The sequence below is a fragment of the Mycoplasma sp. AC157 genome (assembly GCF_054343415.1).
The window spans coordinates 13061-34467 of the sequence record NZ_JBTGVE010000010.1; the positions used below are offsets into that span (position 1 = coordinate 13061).

General features: G+C 24.8%; 18 protein-coding genes. 9 read left to right on the plus strand and 9 right to left on the minus strand.

The genetic code is table 4. From position 1 onward, the window contains the following. Positions 1–7: 7 nt before the first annotated feature. The 5 genes from ACXX84_RS02305 (at position 8) to ACXX84_RS02325 (ending at position 6037) form a co-directional block, all read left to right on the plus strand. The gene (locus tag ACXX84_RS02305; protein WP_458572832.1) at positions 8–1522 is read left to right on the plus strand and encodes a phospho-sugar mutase; all 1515 of its coding nucleotides are present in this window, start codon (positions 8–10) and stop codon (positions 1520–1522) included. Positions 1523–1702: 180 nt separating this feature from the next. Then, positions 1703–2116, plus strand: a complete 414-nt coding sequence (gene rpsL / locus ACXX84_RS02310; protein ID WP_436358576.1) for a 30S ribosomal protein S12 — start codon at positions 1703–1705, stop codon at positions 2114–2116. 33 nt (positions 2117–2149) lie between these two features. Then, positions 2150–2620 (plus strand): 30S ribosomal protein S7, encoded by a 471-nt coding sequence (rpsG, locus tag ACXX84_RS02315; RefSeq protein WP_027123189.1) that lies wholly within the window; start codon positions 2150–2152, stop codon positions 2618–2620. 2 nt (positions 2621–2622) lie between these two features. Further along, positions 2623–4710: an elongation factor G gene (fusA, locus tag ACXX84_RS02320; protein ID WP_458560976.1), complete on the plus strand. Its 2088-nt coding sequence runs from the start codon at positions 2623–2625 to the stop codon at positions 4708–4710. A gap of 94 nt (positions 4711–4804) precedes the next feature. Further along, entirely contained in the window at positions 4805–6037 is a 1233-nt protein-coding gene (locus ACXX84_RS02325) for a hypothetical protein (RefSeq protein WP_458557437.1), read from the plus strand. A gap of 69 nt (positions 6038–6106) precedes the next feature. Here the strand turns inward: ACXX84_RS02325 and msrA are convergent, their stop codons facing one another. Further along, a complete protein-coding gene (gene msrA / locus ACXX84_RS02330; RefSeq protein ID WP_458557438.1) occupies positions 6107–6622 on the minus strand; it encodes a peptide-methionine (S)-S-oxide reductase MsrA in 516 nt (171 codons plus the stop codon). Positions 6623–6771: 149 nt separating this feature from the next. Between msrA and gyrA the strand changes: the two genes are divergently transcribed. Then, a complete protein-coding gene (gene gyrA / locus ACXX84_RS02335) occupies positions 6772–9354 on the plus strand; it encodes a DNA gyrase subunit A (RefSeq protein ID WP_458560446.1) in 2583 nt (860 codons plus the stop codon). Between the two features lie 162 nt (positions 9355–9516). Here the strand turns inward: gyrA and ACXX84_RS02340 are convergent, their stop codons facing one another. Then, the gene (locus ACXX84_RS02340; protein WP_458572833.1) at positions 9517–10038 is read right to left on the minus strand and encodes a hypothetical protein; all 522 of its coding nucleotides are present in this window, start codon (positions 10036–10038) and stop codon (positions 9517–9519) included. Between the two features lie 149 nt (positions 10039–10187). Between ACXX84_RS02340 and msrB the strand changes: the two genes are divergently transcribed. Next, positions 10188–10631 (plus strand): peptide-methionine (R)-S-oxide reductase MsrB, encoded by a 444-nt coding sequence (gene msrB / locus ACXX84_RS02345; protein WP_436358917.1) that lies wholly within the window; start codon positions 10188–10190, stop codon positions 10629–10631. 63 nt (positions 10632–10694) lie between these two features. Here msrB and ACXX84_RS02350 read toward each other — a convergent pair whose 3' ends face one another. Then, entirely contained in the window at positions 10695–11477 is a 783-nt protein-coding gene (locus tag ACXX84_RS02350; protein ID WP_458572834.1) for an MAG0110 family membrane protein, read from the minus strand. Between the two features lie 100 nt (positions 11478–11577). Here ACXX84_RS02350 and ACXX84_RS02355 point away from each other — a divergent pair, with 100 nt between their 5' ends. Both ACXX84_RS02355 and ACXX84_RS02360 read left to right on the plus strand, forming a co-directional pair. Next, positions 11578–13599 carry an Mbov_0121 family peptidase domain-containing ABC transporter gene (locus ACXX84_RS02355; RefSeq protein ID WP_458572835.1) on the plus strand — a complete coding sequence of 674 codons (2022 nt, stop codon included), beginning with the start codon at positions 11578–11580 and terminating at the stop codon, positions 13597–13599. Next, positions 13562–13972 (plus strand): MAG1140 family protein, encoded by a 411-nt coding sequence (locus tag ACXX84_RS02360; RefSeq protein WP_436358920.1) that lies wholly within the window; start codon positions 13562–13564, stop codon positions 13970–13972. The genes ACXX84_RS02355 and ACXX84_RS02360 overlap by 38 nt, the downstream gene beginning before the upstream one ends. Here the strand turns inward: ACXX84_RS02360 and metG are convergent. The 6 genes from metG to ACXX84_RS02390 form a co-directional block, all read right to left on the minus strand. After that, positions 13965–15503: a methionine--tRNA ligase gene (metG, locus tag ACXX84_RS02365; RefSeq protein WP_436358921.1), complete on the minus strand. Its 1539-nt coding sequence runs from the start codon at positions 15501–15503 to the stop codon at positions 13965–13967. The genes ACXX84_RS02360 and metG overlap by 8 nt on opposite strands. A 1-nt stretch (position 15504) precedes the next feature. Next, positions 15505–16275, minus strand: a complete 771-nt coding sequence (locus ACXX84_RS02370) for a tRNA1(Val) (adenine(37)-N6)-methyltransferase (RefSeq protein WP_458572836.1) — start codon at positions 16273–16275, stop codon at positions 15505–15507. Positions 16276–16279: 4 nt separating this feature from the next. After that, positions 16280–17278, minus strand: coding sequence for a nicotinate phosphoribosyltransferase (locus ACXX84_RS02375; protein WP_458572837.1), 999 nt, complete (start codon positions 17276–17278; stop codon positions 16280–16282). A gap of 275 nt (positions 17279–17553) precedes the next feature. Continuing rightward, a complete protein-coding gene (locus ACXX84_RS02380; protein ID WP_458572838.1) occupies positions 17554–18369 on the minus strand; it encodes a hypothetical protein in 816 nt (271 codons plus the stop codon). Between the two features lies 1 nt (position 18370). Then, on the minus strand, positions 18371–20368 hold the full coding sequence (locus ACXX84_RS02385; protein WP_458559204.1) for a S8 family serine peptidase: 1998 nt from the start codon (positions 20366–20368) through the stop codon (positions 18371–18373). Between the two features lie 94 nt (positions 20369–20462). Continuing rightward, positions 20463–21269, minus strand: coding sequence for a hypothetical protein (locus ACXX84_RS02390; protein WP_458572839.1), 807 nt, complete (start codon positions 21267–21269; stop codon positions 20463–20465). Between the last annotated feature and the right edge of the window lie 138 nt (positions 21270–21407).

Sequence of the window (21407 nt, forward strand, 5' to 3'; positions counted from 1 at the left end):
GGAAATTATGTTAGAGTTTGGAACAGCAGGTATACGTGGTAAATTAGGAAATAAAGAAAGTGAACTAAACACTAAACACGTTTATAGAATTATTGATGGATATGCAAGATATTTACTAAAAAATTTTGCTAATGCAAAACAACAAGGAGTTGTTATCGGAAGAGATAATAGAAATAAATCATTTATCTTTCTAAAATTAGCAACACAAATTTTAAGTAAAAATTATGGTATAAAAGTTTATACTTCTAAAGAACCAATTGCAACCCCAATTGTTAGTTTTTTAATAAAACAAAAACAAGCAATAGGTGGTATTAACATTACAGCTTCTCATAATCCTAAAGAATATAATGGTATTAAAATTTATAATAAATTTGGAGCTCAAATCCTTCCTGATGAAGTTAAAAAATTGATTCCATTTTTTAAAAAATATAATAAAATCAACAATAATTTAAATACAAAAAAAATAAATTTTAATAAAAAAGTAATTTGTATAGATAAATATTTACCTGTTTATGTTCAAGAGATATCAAGAATTTTTTCTAATAATTTGTTTGATAATAACCTTAAAATAGCTTATTCGCCACTTCATGGAACCGGTTCTCAAGTTATTAAATTGATTGAAAAACAAACTTCAGTTAAATTTTTAAAAGTAGAATCTGAAATGAAAAATAGCAAACACTTTAATTTTGTTTCGTATCCAAATCCGGAAGAAAAAAGTGCTTATATTAATTTAATTGATTTAATGAAAAAAAACAAAATTAAATATGGGATTTTAACTGATCCTGATGCTGATAGAATTGGTTTTGTAGAACAATTATCAAATAATGAATTTTATTATTTTACTGGTAACGAACTAGCAACTATAATTTTCAATTTTTTAGTAGAAGAAAATTACTATAAAGAAAACGATCTATTAATTTATTCATTTGTGTCAAGCAACCTTCCTTCTATTATTGCTAATAAGCACAATATTAAAAGTCAAATTATTCCTACAGGTTTTAAATGAGTAGGTCCTGAAATAAATAAATATAAAGAAAAATCGCATATTTTTGCATTTGAAGAAAGTTATGGATCTTTAATCAATAGTGATATTTCTTTCGATAAAGATGCATTTCAATCATTAATTTTAATATTAAATATTTTATCTAAAAAAAGAAATATTTCCTTTTTAGAAGAGTTAAATAATATTTATAAAAAATATGGATTTATTTTTAGCAAGGTAGTTTCAATAGAATTGAATTCAATGGAACCATCAAAAATAAACTCTTATTTAGAATCATTTTTAAAAATAAATTTTAGTTTGAAAGTTTCAAAAATTATTGATTATCGAAAAGGTTATAATAATATTGTTGAAAATATGGTTCAAATATTTTTTGAAAATAATTCTTGAGCAGCATTGCGTCCTTCAGGAACAGAACCTAAAATAAAACTTTACATTTTTTCATTAGAAAAAAATAAAACTGAAGCTCAAAATAATTTAGATAAAATACTAAAACAAGCAAAAGAAATATTTATTAAATAAGACACTCGTTGTCTTATTTTTTTAATATAACAACAGTACTATAAAAAAAATAATTTTTTTCGATACACTCGGCTAAGTTGTTATATAATTTATACACTTAATTATTATTAATAATAATGTTTATGAATAATTAAGTTTGTGAATATATAAATTAAAATTTAAAAATTGAAAGGAAAGACAATGCCAACAATAGCACAATTAGTTAGTCAAGGACGTGTTAATAAAGTAAGAAAAACAAAAGCTCCTGCACTAATAGTTGGTTACAACTCTTTACATAAAAAAGAAACAAAATTACCTTCACCTTTTAAACGTGGAGTTTGTACAAGGGTTGCAACAATGACACCTAAAAAACCTAACTCAGCATTAAGAAAATATGCAAGGGTTAAATTATCAAACGGAATGGAAGTTACAGCTTATATACCAGGAGAAGGACACAACTTACAAGAACACTCTGTAGTTTTAATTCGTGGTGGAAAAGTTAAAGATTTACCAGGGGTTAGATACCATATCGTTAGAGGAACACAAGATACAGCTGGTGTTAATAAAAGAAATCAAGCTAGATCTAAATATGGTGCAAAAAAACCTAAAAAATAATAATTTTATAATATAAAAAATATAGGAGAAAAAATGTCAAGAAGAAAACAAGCGCCTATTCGTGATGTATTAGCTGATCCAATTTTTAACTCTAAATTAGTTACAAAATTAGTAAATGCAATTATGTTAGACGGAAAAAAATCAACAGCGCAAACTATTTTATATTCAGCTTTTGATATTGTTAAGGAAAAAACAGGAAAAGATCCTTTAGAAGTTTTCCAACAAGCTATCAATAACATAACACCTCAATTAGAAATTAGATCAAGAAGAGTTGGGGGAACAAACTACCAAGTTCCAATGGAAGTTTCTGCAAGAAGAAAACAAACTTTATCATTAAGATGATTAATTAATTATTCAAGATTAAGAGCAGAAAAAACAATGGACTTAAGACTTGCAAACGAAATTATCGATGCATCAAACAACACCGGTGGAGCAATTAAGAAAAAAGAGGATACACATAAAATGGCAGAAGCAAATAAAGCATTTGCACATTTTAGATGATAATTATGGCAAGAAAATTTGACCTTAAAGATTATCGTAACATCGGTATAATGGCTCACATTGATGCAGGTAAAACCACAACAACAGAAAGAATTTTATTCCATACAGGAAAAATCCACAAAATTGGTGAAACTCATGATGGTGGTTCACAAATGGACTGAATGGAACAAGAAAAAGAAAGAGGGATTACAATTACCTCTGCTGCTACAACAGCTTTTTGAAAAGATAAAAGAATTAACATTATCGATACACCAGGACACGTTGACTTCACTGTTGAAGTTGAACGTTCACTTAGAGTATTAGATGGTGCTGTTGCGGTTTTAGATGCTCAATCAGGAGTAGAACCACAAACAGAAACAGTTTGAAGACAAGCAACAAATTATAAAGTTCCAAGAATTGTTTATGTTAACAAAATGGATAAAGCAGGAGCTGATTTTGAAGCTTCAATCCGTTCAGTTAAAGAAAGACTTGGAGGTAACGCGGTTGCTATCCAATTAAATATTGGTGCTGAAAATGACTATAAAGGATTAATTGACCTTGTAGAAATGAAAGCATTTGAATACGATGGAGAAAAAGAAGAAATTGCTAAAGAAATCGAAGTTCCAGTTCATTTATTAGATAAAGCTAAAAAAATGAGAGCAGAATTAGTAGAAGCAGTAGCAGATTTTGATGAAGAAATAATGATGCTTGCTTTAGAAGGTGAAGAAATTTCAGCTGATAGATTAAAACAAGCAATTAGAAAAGCAACATTAACTTCAGAATTTTTCCCTGTAGTTTGTGGAACATCATTTAAAAATAAAGGTGTTAAAAAAATGATCGATGCAGTTGTTGATTATTTACCTTCACCTTTAGATGTACCTGCTATTAAAGGATATATAGGTGATGAAGTTGTTGAAGTTCCAGCTTCAGATGATTATGATTTTTCAGCATTAGCATTCAAAATTATGAATGACCCATTTGTTGGAACTTTAACATTCTTTAGAGTTTATTCAGGAGTTTTACAAAAAGGCTCATACGTATATAACTCAACTAAAGATAAAAAAGAAAGAGTTGGACGTATTTTAGAAATGCACGCTAACTCCAGAGAAGAAATTGATGAAGTAAGAGCAGGAGATATTGGTGCTGCTGTAGGTCTAAAAGATACAGTTACAGGTGATACTTTAATTTCTGAAAAAGCCAAACATTTTGTTTTAGAAAAAATGGTATTCCCAGAACCAGTTATTTCACAAGCATTAGAACCAGCTTCTAAAGCTGCAACAGAAAAATTATCAATTGGATTACAAAAACTTGCAAACGAAGATCCAACCTTTAGAACATGAACTGATGATGAAACAGGACAAACTATTATTGCCGGAATGGGTGAATTACATCTAGATATTATTGTTGATCGTCTAAAAAGAGAATTTGGTGTTGAAGCAACAGTTGGAGCACCTCAAGTTTCTTACCGTGAAACAATCACTAAGTCATCAGAAGTTGAAGGAAAGCACATCAAGCAATCTGGTGGAAAAGGGCAATATGGACATGTTTGAATTAAATTTGAACCAAATCCAGATGGTGGTTTTGAATTTATAGATAAAATTGTTGGTGGAAAAATTCCTAAAGAATATATTAAATCAATTCAAAAAGGACTTGAAGATAAAATGGCTGCTGGTATTTTAGCAGGTTATCCAATGATAGATATTAAAGCTACTTTATTTGATGGTTCATACCATGATGTCGATTCATCAGAAATGGCATATAAAATAGCAGCTTCTAAAGCTTTAACAAAAGCAAAAGATGCTATTGGTACTGTTTTATTAGAACCAATTATGGACGTTTCTGTTGTTGTTCCTGCAGATTATTCAGGAGATGTTATGGGAGACTTATCTCGTAGAAGAGGTCAAGTTAAAGAGCAAGAAACAAGAAGTGATGGAGCAAACATTATTAGAGCAGATGTTCCATTATCAGAAATGTTTGGTTACTCAACTCAATTAAGATCTATGACTTCAGGTCGTGGAACATATCAAATGCAATTTGATCACTATGAAGTAACACCAAAACAAATTGCAGATGTAATTATTAAAAAACGTGCTATTAAAGCAGATGAAGAATAATCTTCTAAAACATAGAATTTTAGAATAACAAAAATTCTATGTTTTTTTACCCTAAAAAATACAAATATACAGAAAAATAAAGAAAAGAGGAATTATGAAAAAGAATTTATTTAAAAAATTATTACCATTAGGAATAACAACCTTAAGTTCAATAACTTTTATTTCTTGTAATGCACAAGAATCAAAAAAAGAAGAAAAGAATGTTATATCAGTTACTACAACACCTTCTCCAACCACCCCAACTACACAAGCAAACCCTGTTAAACAAACTCAAAAAGTAAATATTGATTACAGTAATGCTTTAGTATTTAAAAATGAAAATTCACAAATCAATTGATTTAAAAATTTAAAGAAATATGGTTTTACAGGAATTCAATATTATGCAACAAATAAATTCTTTGGATTAATTGGTCTTGGATGAACTGATAATGAAATTTTTGTTACAAGAGAAGGTTTGGATATAGAGAAAATTAGACAAGTTATAATTCCAAGCAATCCTAAAGAAATCAAAAGATATCGTGATGCTTCTTGAGATGAAGCAACTTCTACTTTAATTTTCAAATATAAAGTAAGAGATGATGAAACTAATAAAGAATATTCACAAACTATTATATTTAATAAACCTGTTGATGAAAATAAAGAACCAGAAAATAAAACAAATATAGATGATGAAAAAACTACAACTGCAGTAACTACAAATAAAAATCCAAATAATGAAAATCCTGATTCAAAATCATCAACTCAAAATTCAGAAGAACCTGCAACTTCAAAAAATGATCAAAATTTACAAAGTCAAGGTAATTCTCCAGAACCTACGCAAGGCGAAAATCCACAAACCCCATCAGATAATAGTGGAGAACAAGGACAAAGTGAACCAGCAGTAACAGAACCAACAAATCCTAAAAATTCAGATTCTGAAGAACCTTCAGAAAATAACTCAATAGATCAAAATATGTATGAAAATGCTTTAGTTCCAGCTTTTGACGATTGAAAATCTAGATTTTTAAATAAATTATCAAGTTTAACAAATCCTTCTTTCAAAGGTCTTCAATATTATTCAAGTAGCAATTTTATAGGAATCCTTGGTGGAAACAGAAGAGAAGATAACAAAATTTTTGTTGCAAAAGAAGGATTAAATCTATCACAAATTAAAAGAGTTTCAGAATTAAAAGGAAACTTTGACAATGTTAATAAATTTCCTTCCATTACAAATGATGCTGTATATGATGCAAGTACTAAAATACTAACTTTTAAATATAAAATAGAAGGGGATTCAACCAATAAAGTATATACACAAACTTTTGATTTAAATGAATCTTCAAATTAAAAAAAATAAATGAAAATACAGGAATTTCCTGTATTTTTGATTTTTAATAATATTATTTAATAAATAAAATTATTTATTTTTGTATTCATCTTTTAGTAATTTTTCTGGAATAGAATAAAGATTAATATGACAATAACCCAAAGGATTTTTTTCAAGATATTTTTGATGATATTCTTCAGCTTTTGTTTTGTCATAAACTTTATCAAATTCAATGTAATTTTCTTTATTTTCTTTATTAATAAATTCTTTATTTAAATCTTCAAATATTTGTAAAACAATTGGATCATTTGAATAAATTCCAACTCTATATTGTGTTCCTTTGTCATTTCCTTGCTTATTTAGAGAGTAAGGATCAATAATATTTAAATATAATTCTCATATAGTTTTTTCATCTATTTGTTCATCATCATAAATAACTCTAACTGCTTCAGCATGCTTTGAACCAGAACAAACTTCTTTATAAGTTACTCCTTCAAAGTCTCCATTTATATAATAAGATTCAGATTGAATAACACCTTTAATTCTTGAAAAATAAGCTTCTACTCCTCAAAAACATCCACCTGCTATAAAAACTTCTTTTTTCATATTTTCTCCTTATTTTTTATTGATAAATTAATGATACTAAAATATAAAAATTAGTATAGAAAAAAGAGCAATAAAATGAAAAAATGCATTTTTTTGCTATAATTTAAATAAAAATTATTTAAAAAGATTATTAAAGTAAGTGAGGTAATATGTTTTTTGATGATAAAGATGAAAAAGAAAAATATATTCTAGATGACGAAGAAATGGAAACTGTTTTTAAAGAAGAAACAGCAGAAGAAAGTGATGAAGAGGAAGTAGCACCACAAGATAAAGAAGAATATGTGGTTTCTTCTCAAATTATAGAAAATGAAGCAGGTGGAATAATTCCTAAACCTATTTCAGATGAAATGAGAAATTCATTTCTTGAATACGCAATGTCTGTTATTGTTTCTCGTGCTCTTCCAGATGCTCGTGATGGTTTAAAACCAGTTCACAGAAGAATTCTTTACGGTATGAGCGAACTTGGTATTACCCATAGTGTTGCACATAAAAAATCAGCTAGAATTGTTGGTGATGTTTTAGGTAAATATCACCCACACGGTGATTCTTCTGTGTATGATTCAATGGTTCGTATGGCTCAAGATTTCTCATTAAGATATCCATTAATTGACGGGCATGGTAACTTTGGTTCTATTGATGGAGATGCAGCAGCTGCGATGCGTTATACAGAAGCAAGAATGTCTAAAATTGCTTCTTTAATGGTAGAAAGCATTAAAAAAGATACAGTAGATTTTATGCCTAACTATGACGGTTCTGAAAGTGAACCAACAATTCTTCCTTCTAAAATTCCAAACCTATTAGTTTCTGGTGTTACTGGTATTGCAGTAGGGATGGCAACAACTATACCACCACACAATTTAGGAGAGGTTATTGATGCCACTATTGCTTTAGCTAAAAATCCAGAAATTTCAATTGATGAATTAATGCAACATATAAAAGGACCAGATTTTCCAACAGGAGCTATGATTTTAGGACAAAGTGGTATTACTAAAGCTTATGAAACTGGTAGAGGTTCCTTTATTTTAAGATCAAAAGCAAAAATTGAAGAATTAAAAAATGGAAAAAGTAAAATAATAGTTTATGAAATCCCTTATGAAATCAAAAAACCTATATTAATTGAAAAAATTGTTCAATTAATTAAAGAAAAAAAACTTGATGGAATTTCTGATATTAGAGATGAAACGTCAAGAGAAGGAATAAGAGTTGTTTTCGATATTAAAAAAGGATTTATCCCTGAAGTAGTACTTAATAATCTTTTTAAATATACATCTTTACAAGTTAGTTATTCTATTAATATGATTGCTTTAGTGAAAGGAGAACCAAAACTTTTAAATCTTAAAGAAGCATTAGAAGTTTATTTAGAGCATCAAATTGATGTATTCACTAGAAGATTGCAATTTGACCTTAAAAAAGCAGAAGAAAGAGTTCATGTTTTAGAAGGATTGAAAATAGCTATTGAAAATATTGATGAAGTAATTAAAATTATTAAATCATCTAAATCCGATGCAGAAGCACAAGAAAAACTCGCTGCAAGATTTAATTTAACTCAAATTCAAACCAAAGCTATTATTGAAATGAGATTAAGCAGATTAACTGGTTTAGCTGTTGAAAAACTAGTTAATGAAATGGAAGAGTTATATCAAAAAATTAAAGAACTTAAAGAAATATTAGATTCAAAAGAAAAATTAATTAACTTAATTGTTTCAGAATTACAGGAAGTAAAAGAAAATTTTGCTGATGAAAGAAGAACCGAAATTACTGCAACAGAAGTAGGAACTATTCAAGATGAAGATTTAATTCCATCTCAAGATGTTGCTATAACATTAACAAATAATGGTTATGTAAAAAGAATAAATATCGATGAATACAAGACACAAAATAGAGGTGGAGTTGGTTCAAACACTGCTTCTACTTATGAAGATGACAACTTAAGTTCTATTTTAATTACTAATACACATACTGATTTATTAATATTTACAAGTTTGGCAAAAGTTTATAGATTAAGATCATATCAAATACCAGAACAAAGCAAACAAGGTAAAGGAATTCCTTTCATTAATTTAATAGGAATTCAAAAGGATGAAAAAGTAATTTCAATGTTATCTATTAATGAATATAATTCAGGTACTTATTTAGTAACAGTTTCTAAAAAAGGAATTATTAAAAAAACAGAAATTAGTAACTATGAAAGAATTAATGCAAATGGAAAAATTGCACTTGGTCTAAAAGAAGGAGATGAACTAAAAAGAGCATTTGTTGTTAAAGATGGTGAAGAAATCATTATTGGAGCATCAAATGGAAATGTTGTTCGTTTCTTAAGTGATGAATTAAGAAGCACAGGAAGACAGTCTGAAGGAGTTAGAGCAATAAAACTTGAACAAGATGATGAAGTAGTAGGTGCTTCAACAACTGCTGAAGGACAATATATTTTAGCTCTTGGTGAATTAGGTTTTGGTAAAAAAACTTTAATTGATGAGTATAGAATCACTGCTCGTGGTGCTAAAGGTGTAAGAACTATTAATAGTGAAAAAGCAGGGAAATTAACTTATATTGGAAATGTTAAAGGAAACGAAGAAATTCTTATTTTAACAAAACAAGGAATTGCTATCAGAACATCCCTTTCTCAAATTGCAGAGACTTCTAGAAATACAAAAGGTGTTAAAATTATTTCTTTAAGAGAAAAAGATTCAATTAAGGCGATTGCAAAAATTGATGGTTTATCAGAAAATTAAAATATTTTATAATAACAAAAATAGTATAAAGAAAAATGAAAAACAATAAAATCAATCAAAAAATGGTTGATTTTTTAAATTTTTGCTATTAACTGGGAAAGAGGAGATAAAATTTCCATTTATACTTACAAAAGCATAAATGGAAATTTTTTGACTAATTAATTATCTTTTAATTTGTTTATGATTTAATAATTCAACCGGTACAATAATTATTAAAATTATACTCATAGGTATTAAAGAACCTAATATTCCTGATAAATAAATATCATCTTTTTTTACAGGATTTGGCAAAAAAGTTCCTATTGCAAAAAGAATAACAATTATTAAAAAGAGCAAACCAAAGAAGATAAAAAAGTTTTGTATATATTTTTTAATATTTCATTTTTTATCAAATTCAAAATCAATATTATTTTTGTTTTTTATATAAAATATTAAAGGAAATAAAGAAAACAAGAATTTATTTACTTTTTTATTCATTTTAGAAATTCATAATCACTGATAAAAAAATAAAAATACCATGACTACAAAACAATAAAATCAAGTAAAAAATAAAAATATTAAAGTAATAATTCTTGTGCTAATTTTGTCAAATAAAGATAAAAAAGATAATATGAAACAAATCACAAAAGTTAATTTAAATATAATTGAATATAAACTAAATAGATGAATTTGTTTTAATTTCATTTGAAAAGAATCTCCCTTTTATTTTTATATTTTCATTATATACCTTTCTTGGTGTGAAATTTAAGAAAATTTCAAAAATAGTATTTTAACAATATTTTTTGTATATATTGAACATTTTTGTTCTATAATAAAAAAAGAAAGAAGGAACAATGGAAAAAATAGATAAAGAAAAAAGATTAAAAGAATTAAGTGATCTTGAATATAAAGTTACACAAGAAGGTTATACTGAAAGACCATTTACAAATAAATATGATAAGCATTTTGAAGAAGGTATTTATGTGGATATAGTAGATGGGACTCCTTTATTTAAATCTGATGATAAATATGATTCTGGTTGTGGTTGACCTGCATTTTCCAAACCTATTGAAGAAGATATCATTACTGAACACAATGATTTTTCTCACAATATGATTAGAGTAGAAGTAAAAAGTAAAAATGCTAATTCTCATTTAGGACATGTTTTTACTGATGGGCCTAAAGATAAAGGCGGATTAAGATATTGCATTAATTCAGCATCTTTACGTTTTATCCCTAAATATGAAATGGAAAAAGAAGGTTATGGAAATTATTTAAAATTATTTGATAAAAAATAACTTTTATAAAGGAAAAATAGTTGTTTTAGAATAAAAAAAGAAATATCTAGTCGATATTTCTTTTTAACGTCTAAGTATAAACAACATGTCCAAAAAGATTCTTATAAATGATAAAAGTAGGTTTAAACCAAAAAGTAAAGATCTTTTTAACATTATTGATTTTATTTCTTGTTCGTCAAAATTTGTAGAAATGATAATTGAAGCTTCTCTTTGAATTATGTTAAAGTTGAATCCTATTAAAATTCAAGAAACAGCTATACTTATTACTGAAATTACTGTAATAATAACGTTGCTAGAAATAAATCAAGTAATTATAGATAAAACTAACATCATAACAATACCAATATAAACAAATATTCTTCATTTAGAAAAATCAATTATATTGAAATATCCTAAAAATCCAAAAACCGCAATTGATAAAGTAGGAATTAACATAGCTAATAATATATATGAAATTGCATTAGCTTGTTCTGTGTTGACTACTTGTAAAATAATGATAGGTATTCAAAATGATTGAAGTAGTATAGTAACAATATAAGCTGCAACTAATAAAAATATATTTTTCGTTTCACTATTGCGAGCTAGATAACTTATTAATGCAAAACATACTAAAATTATGACTAAGTGAATTAATCAGTAAAGATTAGAAACAGCTAATCTAAATATTAAATTTAAATAAGCTGTTTTTACTGCTTCTATAGCAATTGTTGCATAGGAAAGTAAAAATATAACTGCTAATCCAAAAGTTAGTCATAATAGAGAGTAAAACACCATTCTATTTTTTAATTTTTTTTGTGTATGATCTAAAGATACATTTATATTTTTTTGACTTTTATTTATTAACATAATTAATAATTATAACACATTGTTATCTGAGAAAAAATACCTATTTTTCCTAATTTTTTCCTTTTTGAAGTATAAATCTTCTTTTTTGGAAATATTAAATATGAAAATAAGGAAACAAGAAGATATAAAGGACTGTGGACTAGTAGTTTTGCAATCACTTTATCATTATTACCACTCAAAATGGATAAATTTATCTGATTTAAAAAAAGAAACCTTTTATAATCAAGATGGAATAGTGATAAAAAATCTGCAAACACTTTCAGAAAAACACGGAATAAAATTAGAAGCATTTCATATTGATTTTGAAGCACTTTCAAATTTAAAATCAGAGAAACCTTCTATTATTTTAATAAACGAAGGCGAGTTAAATCACTATGTAATCTTTTTAAAAATAGATAAAAATTTTGTTTATTTACTAGATCCGCTTGTAGGTAAAAGAAAAATAGAAATTGAATTTTTTAAAAAAATATTTGTAAATATAATTCTTACAACAGAAAAAATTTTTGATCCTAAAACAAAAGCAATTAAACAGAAAAATCCTTTATTTTTGTATATTTGAAACGAAAAAAGTATTACTATTTTTTTGTTAATTATAGTTTGTTCAATCCTTACTTTTTCTAGTTCTTTCTTTTTAAAAAACGTTATAAATAAAGCAATTTATTTTAATAATATTAGCATTTTGATTAAGTTAACTATTGTTTTTGGTTGAATTTTGTTATTTAGATTTTTGCAAAACATCTTAAAAAGCTTATTTTTAAAAAATTTGCAGATGGTTATAGAAGAAAACGTTATGAAAAATTTTATTTTTTCTCTTAAAAGTGCTCAAAACTCACAATTATTTAAATTAGATACTTCAGACTATATAAAGAGATTTAATATAATACCAAGTTTTGCTTCTTTTATATCCAACTTTGCTTTTACATTAGTTTCCGAAATTTCTACTTTTATCTTTGCATTTTTCATTATTTTGTTTTTAAATTGAAAATTATTCTTGATAACTTTCTTAATAGGTTTTATTTTCTTTATGTTTTCCTTTATAGAGAAAAAAGTAGTTAATTCAAAATATAATGATATTTTAAAAAGCAATGCTTCATTAAATTCTAGTTATTATAAAGTAATTACAAATTTTGATAAACTAAAAAAAGAAGATTTTTACAAAATGATTAATAAAGATTTTGAAAGCAAATATAAAAAACTGAAAGAAAAAGATTTTCACTTATGAAAAATTAATTTTATTTTTAAAAATTTCCAAAAATTTTTAATTGAGTTTTTACCAATAATACTAACTTTTATTTGTGCTTTATTTGTTATAAAAGGGGAATTCAAACTCGGTGATATGATTTTATTTATAACTTTTTTTGCTGCTTTTGTAAATCCCTTGAATAGTATTTCAGATTTAATAGTGTATTATCCAATTTTTTTAGAAGAGTATGATTTATTAAAATTCATTTTATTTATTGAAAAAGAAAAAAATGGTACTCATTTAATTGAAAAAATAAAGTCTATTCAACTTGAAAATATAGATTATAAACCTAATAATATTAAATCAATATTAAAAATTAATAATTTAGAAATCAATAATAATTTAATTTTAAAAGGGCAAAATGGTTCAGGAAAATCTACTTTATTGAAAATTTTAAACTTAGATTTAGAATCAAATTTTAAAATAAATAATTTACCAATTTTACATTTTGATAAAAGTGAATTAAGAAAAAAGATAATTTATATTAATAAGGAAAGTTTTTCATCTAGTATAGATGTATTTGGTTATATTACTAAATATAATCCACAAAAAGTTGATACTTTTCTAAACAATTATAGTTTTTATGAATTGGATAAATTATTTATTAAATGACAAATAGATTTAAAAACAGAAATAAAGGAAAATTGGGTTAATTTTTCAGAAGGACAAAAACAAATAATATCTATCTTACAGCTTTTGTGTCAAGAATTCGATTTGATTTTATTGGATGAAGCTTTTGAAAATATATCAATGGAAAATTTTGAAATTTTAAAGAAAATAATTTTAAATTTTCAAAAAGAAGCAATTTTTATAGAAGTTTCTCATTCTAACAAATATTTAAATGAAAGTGAGATTTTTGATCTTGACAAAGAAAAATAATTTAATAATATTTTTATCTATACTTTTATTTTTTATATTTATTATTTCTATATTTTTAATAACAAATATAAAAGAAAATGAGCAAATTCCTATTTCTATTACAGTAAATAATAAGAAAGAATTAAATTTTGAGATAGATACAAACACTTTTTTATCTATTAAAAAAAGTAGTTATATTATAGTAAAAAAACCTTATTTAAAAGATGAAGATAAAGAAACGCTTTTATTTATAAAGGAAATAAAAAACATTAAAAACAATGTTTTTAATGTTCGTTTATCTCAAAATAGTAATTTGAAAATAGTTCCAAATTCATTAATATATGCCAATTTAGTTTTAACCAAATATAAAAATTTTATAGAATTTATTATTTAATTCTTTCAAAAAGTATTTCACCTTTTTGAGTTAGTGTATTATCAAAAAGTTCTCATTTTCCTATATTATCAAAATCAATTGACTCAATATTTAATTGTTGAAGAGCTAAATTCGCTTTGTTTTTTAAAATAGAAGACATAAAGCAAGTTATAGCATAAATTCCGTTTAAAAGAGTATTTAAAACAACTTCCAATCTTTCTTTATTATCTTTTAAAGTTCATGGAAGAGTTAAATCAATATAACCATTTAATTTTTTTGATAGATTAAAAACTTCTTTATAAGCTTTATCAATTTTAAAAGAGTCCATTTCATTGCAAAATTCTTTTTTGGTATTAAGTATTTCAGAAAAAATTTCTTGTTCTAAGTCTGTTAGTTGTTCTTTTTTATATTTTAATGGTACATTAAAAGATTGGTGAATCATTGCGATTGTTCTTGATAATAAATTTCCAAAATTATTAGCTAAATGAGAGTTGTAAACATTTTTGAATTGTTCTTCATCAAAATTAGCATCATGTCCCATAATAATTTGTGTAGATAAGTAGTATTTTACTGGTTCTGCTCCATATTTGTTAATTAATTCAATAGGATCAACTACGTTGTTTAAACTTTTGGACATTTTAATACCATTAGCATCTCTAATAAGACCATGACTTAAAATTGTGGTAGGTAGTTTTAAATCCATTGATTTTAACATAATTGGTCAGTAAATACAGTGAAACCTTGTTATTTCTTTACCTACTATATGAACGATTTCATCTCCATTTTCTCAATATTTCTTAAAATCAGAATCATTTTTTAAACTAAAATTAAGAGCACTTACATAATTAAATAAAGCATCTAATCAAACGTAAATGACGTGTTTTGGATCGTTTTGTAGTTTTATTCCTCAATCAAAAGAAATTCTTGTAACAGAGAGATCTTCTAATCCTTTTTCTAAGAAATTATTTTCTAATTCTTTTATTATTTGTTTTGGAAAAATAAAGTTTTCATTGTTTTTTCAATATTCAAGTAATCATTCTTGAAATTGAGACATTTTAAAAAAATAAGATTCTTCTTCAACTTCAACTAACTCATCTTCACTAACTGGATGAACTAATTTACCGTTTTTTTCTTTAGCTTGTGTAATAGTTAAAAATTCTTCGGAACTAACAGAGTATAAACCTTTATATTTATCTTTATAAATAATTCCTTTAGAAAGTAAAGAATTAAATACATTTAAAACAACTTCCTTATGATTTGTGTTTGTGGTTCTAGAAAAATAATCATAGTCAATTTGTGCTAATTCTCAAAGATCTTTAAATTTTTGAACTTGCATATCAACGTATTTTTGTGGTTCTAGATTATTTTCTTTTGATTTTTGTTGTATTTTTAATCCATGTTCATCTGAACCAGTCAACATTTTTACATCATATTTTCTATTTTTCTTGTAGTTTGCAAAAACTCATGCAAGAGTAGTTGTATATAAATGTCCTATATGAAGATTCCCCGAAGGATAATAAATAGGCGTTGTAATAAAAAATGTTTTTTTCATTTTATCTCCTTGTTTTTATTGGTTTATAAAGTTCTTTAACTTCATCTCTGTATTCATGTTTGCTTTTATCGTTAATATGTAAATAAATGTTTTTTTCAAAAAAAGTCCCCCAACCAGATTGAAATCTAGATTCAATTAAAGCAAATTTAGGATTTTCATTTTCTCTTGGTAATACAAATTGAACTCTTTTTGGTTCGAATTTGTATTTTCTCAATAATTCAAAACAATCCACAAGTCTCTCTATAGGTAAAACAAAACTTAAATACCCTTTTTCTTTAATTATTTTGGAACTTCCTAAAATAATTTGTTCTAAGTTTAATTTTATTTCATGTGTTGCAATCAGTAATTCTTCATTTATCTTTATTTTTTGCGTATTTTTGTCTATTTTATAAAAAGGCGGATTGCAAACTATTGCATCATATTTTTGTAATTGATTTTTATTGTGTTCTTTATAAAAAAGATTAAAATCATTCAAAATTAAATTAATTTGTTTTTCTTTTTTATTGTGAACAACATTTTTTTTAGCTAAATTTAGTGCTTTTTCTTGAATTTCTAGAGCATCTATTAGTATATTTTCATCTCTTTCAGAAATAAAAATAGATAATGCAGCATTATTTGTTCCTATTTCAAGAATATTTTTAACTTTTCTATTTATAGTTATGAAATTACCTAATAATATTGTATCAACTGAATAATTAAACATATTTTTATCTTGATAAATATATAAGTTAGAATCATAACCTAAAGAATTTAAAACTATTTTCTTATTCATATATTTAATTAAATTTTATTAACCTTGGATTTTCGGAGTATTTTCTTCCTTCTTTAGCTAATAATTTTCCATTGATTTTAGTTGCATCAGCACTGAAAGTATTATTTATGGTTAGCATAAATTCACCTACTCCATAAGAATCAACTGGTGTATTTTCTTTTTCAAACATTGCAATTCTTTCAGGATCAAAACCAGAAGAAACAATTATTTTTACATGTTTTCCACCATTTTCATCTAGTGCTTTTCTTAAGTTTTTAATTTGATTTGGAGTAACTCCAAATTCATTTTCATTATTTTTAAACATTTTATCTCTAACAGCTTTTGAAGTATCAACTCTTACACTAAAAAGTTTTTCTTTAAATTCTTTTAAAACTGCTAAAGAATCACTAATAACATCGTTGTGAAAATCAACAAGTGCTATTAATGGTTCGTCTGGAAAAAGTTCATAGTAATATTTCATTACTTCAACTAAATTCCCGTTAAAATTCTGTATTAATGCATGTGGAATTGAACCAAAAACCACTTCTTCTTTACCTCTCGCTCCTGCATTGGTGGAGTGAGAAGTTATACCAGCAAGTTCAACAGCTATTCCATCTCTTTCTTGATTAGAATAATGGTCTGAACGATCTCCCATAAAGACAATTTCTTTTGTTGGTGCTGCTTCCATACATCTTTTTGCATTAGTAGCAATAGATGTACTTCTTGCTAAAACTCCATCAATTATTCCTTCATAAATTCCAAAATATTTATATTCTCCTTCTAGTTCAAGAACAACTTCTTTATTATTTATAATTGAACCTTCGGGTAAATATTTTATAGAATATTTAGAAGTATCTGTATTATTTTTTAGCAATTCTAAAGCTTCGTTCATTCCACCTAAAATTGAATTATCATGTCTTTGAAAGAACTGTAAAGTAACAATTGAATTCGGGTTAAATTTTTCGATAATTTGCTTTGCTTTAAAAAAATAATTAGCAGCATAATAATCTAATTTATGTTTCATTTTTTCCTCTTTTCAAAAATTAAGTTTCACTGAAATTAAAAAGTATAACATTTAGTAATAACTATCTTCAGACTTTACTGTCGGCTCGGGAATTCCGCCCGATCATGCTCTATGAGTACGATGGCTTTTACATCCGGTTGGGTAATTATCCCAGTCAGGAAACTACAAACAAATGTTTGCAATAAAATTTTACTAAAAAAAGCAATTTTCCTTTGTAAAAATTTGTTTTTTGTGTAAATTAATACTAATTTGAAAAAAACATAGAACCTAAAGTCCTATGAATTTTCTTTTTCTCCATTATTTACATCGTATTTTTTCTTAAGAAATTCAAATAATCTTTCTGCTTCTTTTTCATCAATGGGAGTATCTATTATTTCAACTTTTTGATTTTTATTTATTTTTAAAATTTCTAATATTGATTTGAAGTAAGTACTATTTGCAAGATCTATTGTTTTAATTGGTAAATCCATTGCTTCAACTTTTTTTAAGATAAGTTTATTTGTATGATTTTCAAAAAAAGGAATTAAGTATGAATAATAAATACCGCTAGACATTCCTCAGTATCAAGGTTGTGACAAAATTAAATTATTATTTGCAAAAAATTCTTCTGAACTTACACCGTTTAAATAGTGCTTTTCAAATTCTTTTTTATTTATTTCTTGAATTTTTTCTTCACTCAAACTATGATAATTATTTTTATCTAATTCTGGATTTTGATTGTATAAATTTTCTCAAAAGGATTTGTTGAAAAAGTTTAAAAAACTTTCTTGTAATTCATTAAAAGAATAAATTATTTTATAACCATTTTTTATAATTTGATAAGCTTGCTTTTCATAAGGTTTTTTTTGATAATTAAAATGTTTATATTTTTCTAAATTTATCATAAAATGCGGATCTTCAATTTTCTTTATATTATTATTTTCTTGATATTGACTCAACAAATTTCCAAACTCATAAATATCTTGCATTCTATATTGTTTTTCTTCTTTAATTTCTTCATTTTCAGAATCAAAAATTTTTACACAAGAAACAAAAGAAAAAGGAATTGTTGAAACTAAAACAGTATTTAAATAAACTAATTTGTTTTTCATATTATTGAATTGTATAAGTTAAAGCAAGAGCATCATCAATTGAATTATCAAACAATCTATCACTATATTTTTTAATTTTAAATCTATATACTCCTTCGCTTTGAGTTTGGTATTCAAGAAGTTCATCTGATGATGAATTTGATATAATAGATTTTATTTTGACTCAATTTCCATCTGAGGATTTTTTTTCTAAAATTAAATCATAATCTGAGAAGAGAGAATCATTTTGTTTAGAAAGAGTAGTTTCTAGTTTTAGTCTTCCTTCATCTATATGTGTTTTATTTCATTCTTCTGTTTCTATTTTGATTCTTGTTGCTTCAATACCGTTTGAAATTAATCCACCAGCAAAACCTAAAAGTCATCATCAGTTAACATGTGGATTATATTGTGGTTTATTTTCTCTATTTTTTAAAATTCCAGCATTAAATAATCAAGAACTAGCACCTTTTATGAGTTTATTTTTTTCCACATAAAATTCTTTTGAATAAAGAACAAAATCTTTATCATTTTTTGTAATACTTTTTGTTACAAGATTATCTGCTGCTTCTAACATTTTTTCAAAATCTGCTATTCCTGAACCATATTTTAAACTATATCCATTATTTTTGTATTCTAAATCAGAAACTTTTGGTTTTCTACCTGAAGCACCAATTATAGCTTTTATAGCTTGCACTCTTACTGAATCAGTATCTAAAAACCTTTTTTCTCTTAGAAGAGTTGATATCATTCCACTAACTAGTGGTGCAGCAAAACTTGTACCATTATGAATATATTCAGAATCATAAAAAGTACCATTTTTCATCATATTTTTTCTACTATATAAATAACCAGGGGCGGTTATATTAGGTTTAGTATAATCTTTGTATTTATTCAAAACCATATAATTTGAATAAGGTGCAATTTCATCAGTAGATGTTTTGTTTCAATAATCATAATCTAAAGCGCCTACTACTATATTATTTATAGATATTTTATTTCCGTTAATTCATTCATTTGATGTATCTCTATTTTCATTTCCATTTCCTGAAGAAAAAACATTTACTACACCATATTTTCTGGAAATGTAGTCTAAAAAGAAATTATTTTCATCATATTTTGAATCTAGTAAATCATTTATTGAACCATAGCTGTGGTTAATAATTTTTACATTATTTTTTACTAATCATTCAATTGATTTTTGTCATTCTGCATTTGTATAAAAAGTACTAAAAAATAATTTTGAATATCTATCTACTCCTTCAGAACCTGATGCTATTGCAGTTACTTCATGTGCGTGATGAGAATCTAGAATTTGATTATTTTCAGGAACAAAAATCTCAAAACCATTTTTTTCAAAATAGTGCATTTCTTCCAAATTTAACTTACCTTTTGTTTCTAAAATACCTATTTTTCCGATATTATGATAATTTCTTTTGTTTTCTCTTTCTTTTTGTTTTTCAAAGTTAATAAATTTATGATTATTATTTTCAAATTTACGATCAATTTTATAATAATAATCTTCGATTGTTTTGTTTTTTGTGTAAGTATTTTTAAGTTTTGAATTATGATTATTTTCAAAAAGAATAGCAGAATATATTTCTTCTTCATTAATAATCATTTTTACAAAATTTTCTCTTTCATCTTCATTGTTAAAATAAAATCAAACAACAGGCATTATTGAACTAATTTTAAAACTGTGAAAATTATATTTCAGTAATTTAATTTTTTCTATAAATTGCTTATTTTTTATTTCAAAAAAATCTTCGTCATATTTGTCATAATCACTCATATCATAATTTAAAAGTAATTTGAATTCAAAATTATTGTTAAATATAATTTCTTTATTTTCATTATTTAATTTATTTAAAGAATTTTTTCGTAAAACTAATTTTTCATTTTTAAAAGTTTTATATCAGTTATTTTCTGTTACTAATATTTGTTTTGAATTACTTAATCCAAAGATAATTGCTGAACCCACTAAAGTAGAAGTAGCAAAAAGATATTTGAATTTATTTTTCATATTATTTCTCCTTTTTTATTTTTATATTAATATTATATCATATTAAAAATTTATTTTATTTTGAACAAGTTTAAAAAACATTGAACATAATATCCTATGAATTTTCTTTTTCTTCATTATTTACATCGTATTTTTTCTTAAGAAATTCAAATAATCTTTCTGCTTCTTTTTCAGCAATGGGGGTATTTATTATTTCAACTTTTTTATTTTTATTTGTTTTTAAAATATCTAATTGCGAATCAAAATAATACTTAATATTATCGGTGGATATTTGCGGATAATTCAAATCACTTACTTTTATTCTTTTAAAGACAAAATAATCATTTTTGTTTTCAAAAAAGGGAATTAAATAATATAAATTTCATCATAATTCAATACGGGGATACCACGATTGTGACAAAATTAAATTATTATTTTCAAAAAATTTTTCTGCATCTTGCCCATCTAAATAATATTTTTCAAATTCTTTTTTATTTATTTCTTGAATTTTTTCTTCACTCAAACTATGATAATTATTTTTATCTAATTCTGGATTTTGATTGTATAAATTTTCTCAAAAGGATTTGTTGAAAAAGTTTAAAAAACTTTCTTGTAACTCATTAAAAGAATAAATTATCTTGTAATTATTTTTTATAACTTCATAAGCTTCTCTTTTGTTGTAATTAATAGATTTATAATTTATAAGATTAGTCATAAAATGATAATCTTTTATTCTTTTAATATTATTATCTTCTTGATATTTTATTAATAATTTTGAAAACTCTAAAGCATCTTCATCATTATATTCTTTGTTTTTTGACTTTTCTTCATTTTCAGAATTAAAAATTTTTACACAAGAAACGAAAGAAAAAGGAATTGTTGACACTAAAATATTACTTAAAAAAATTAATTTGTTTTTCATATATTTACTCCATTAGTTATATTATATAATTAAAATTAATTTTTGTGTAAAAAGAAATAAAAAATTCTCCTAAAAAGAAGAATTGCTTAATTGTAAGATCAAGTGCACCACTTTAAAGTAAAATTTAAAGTATGGGAC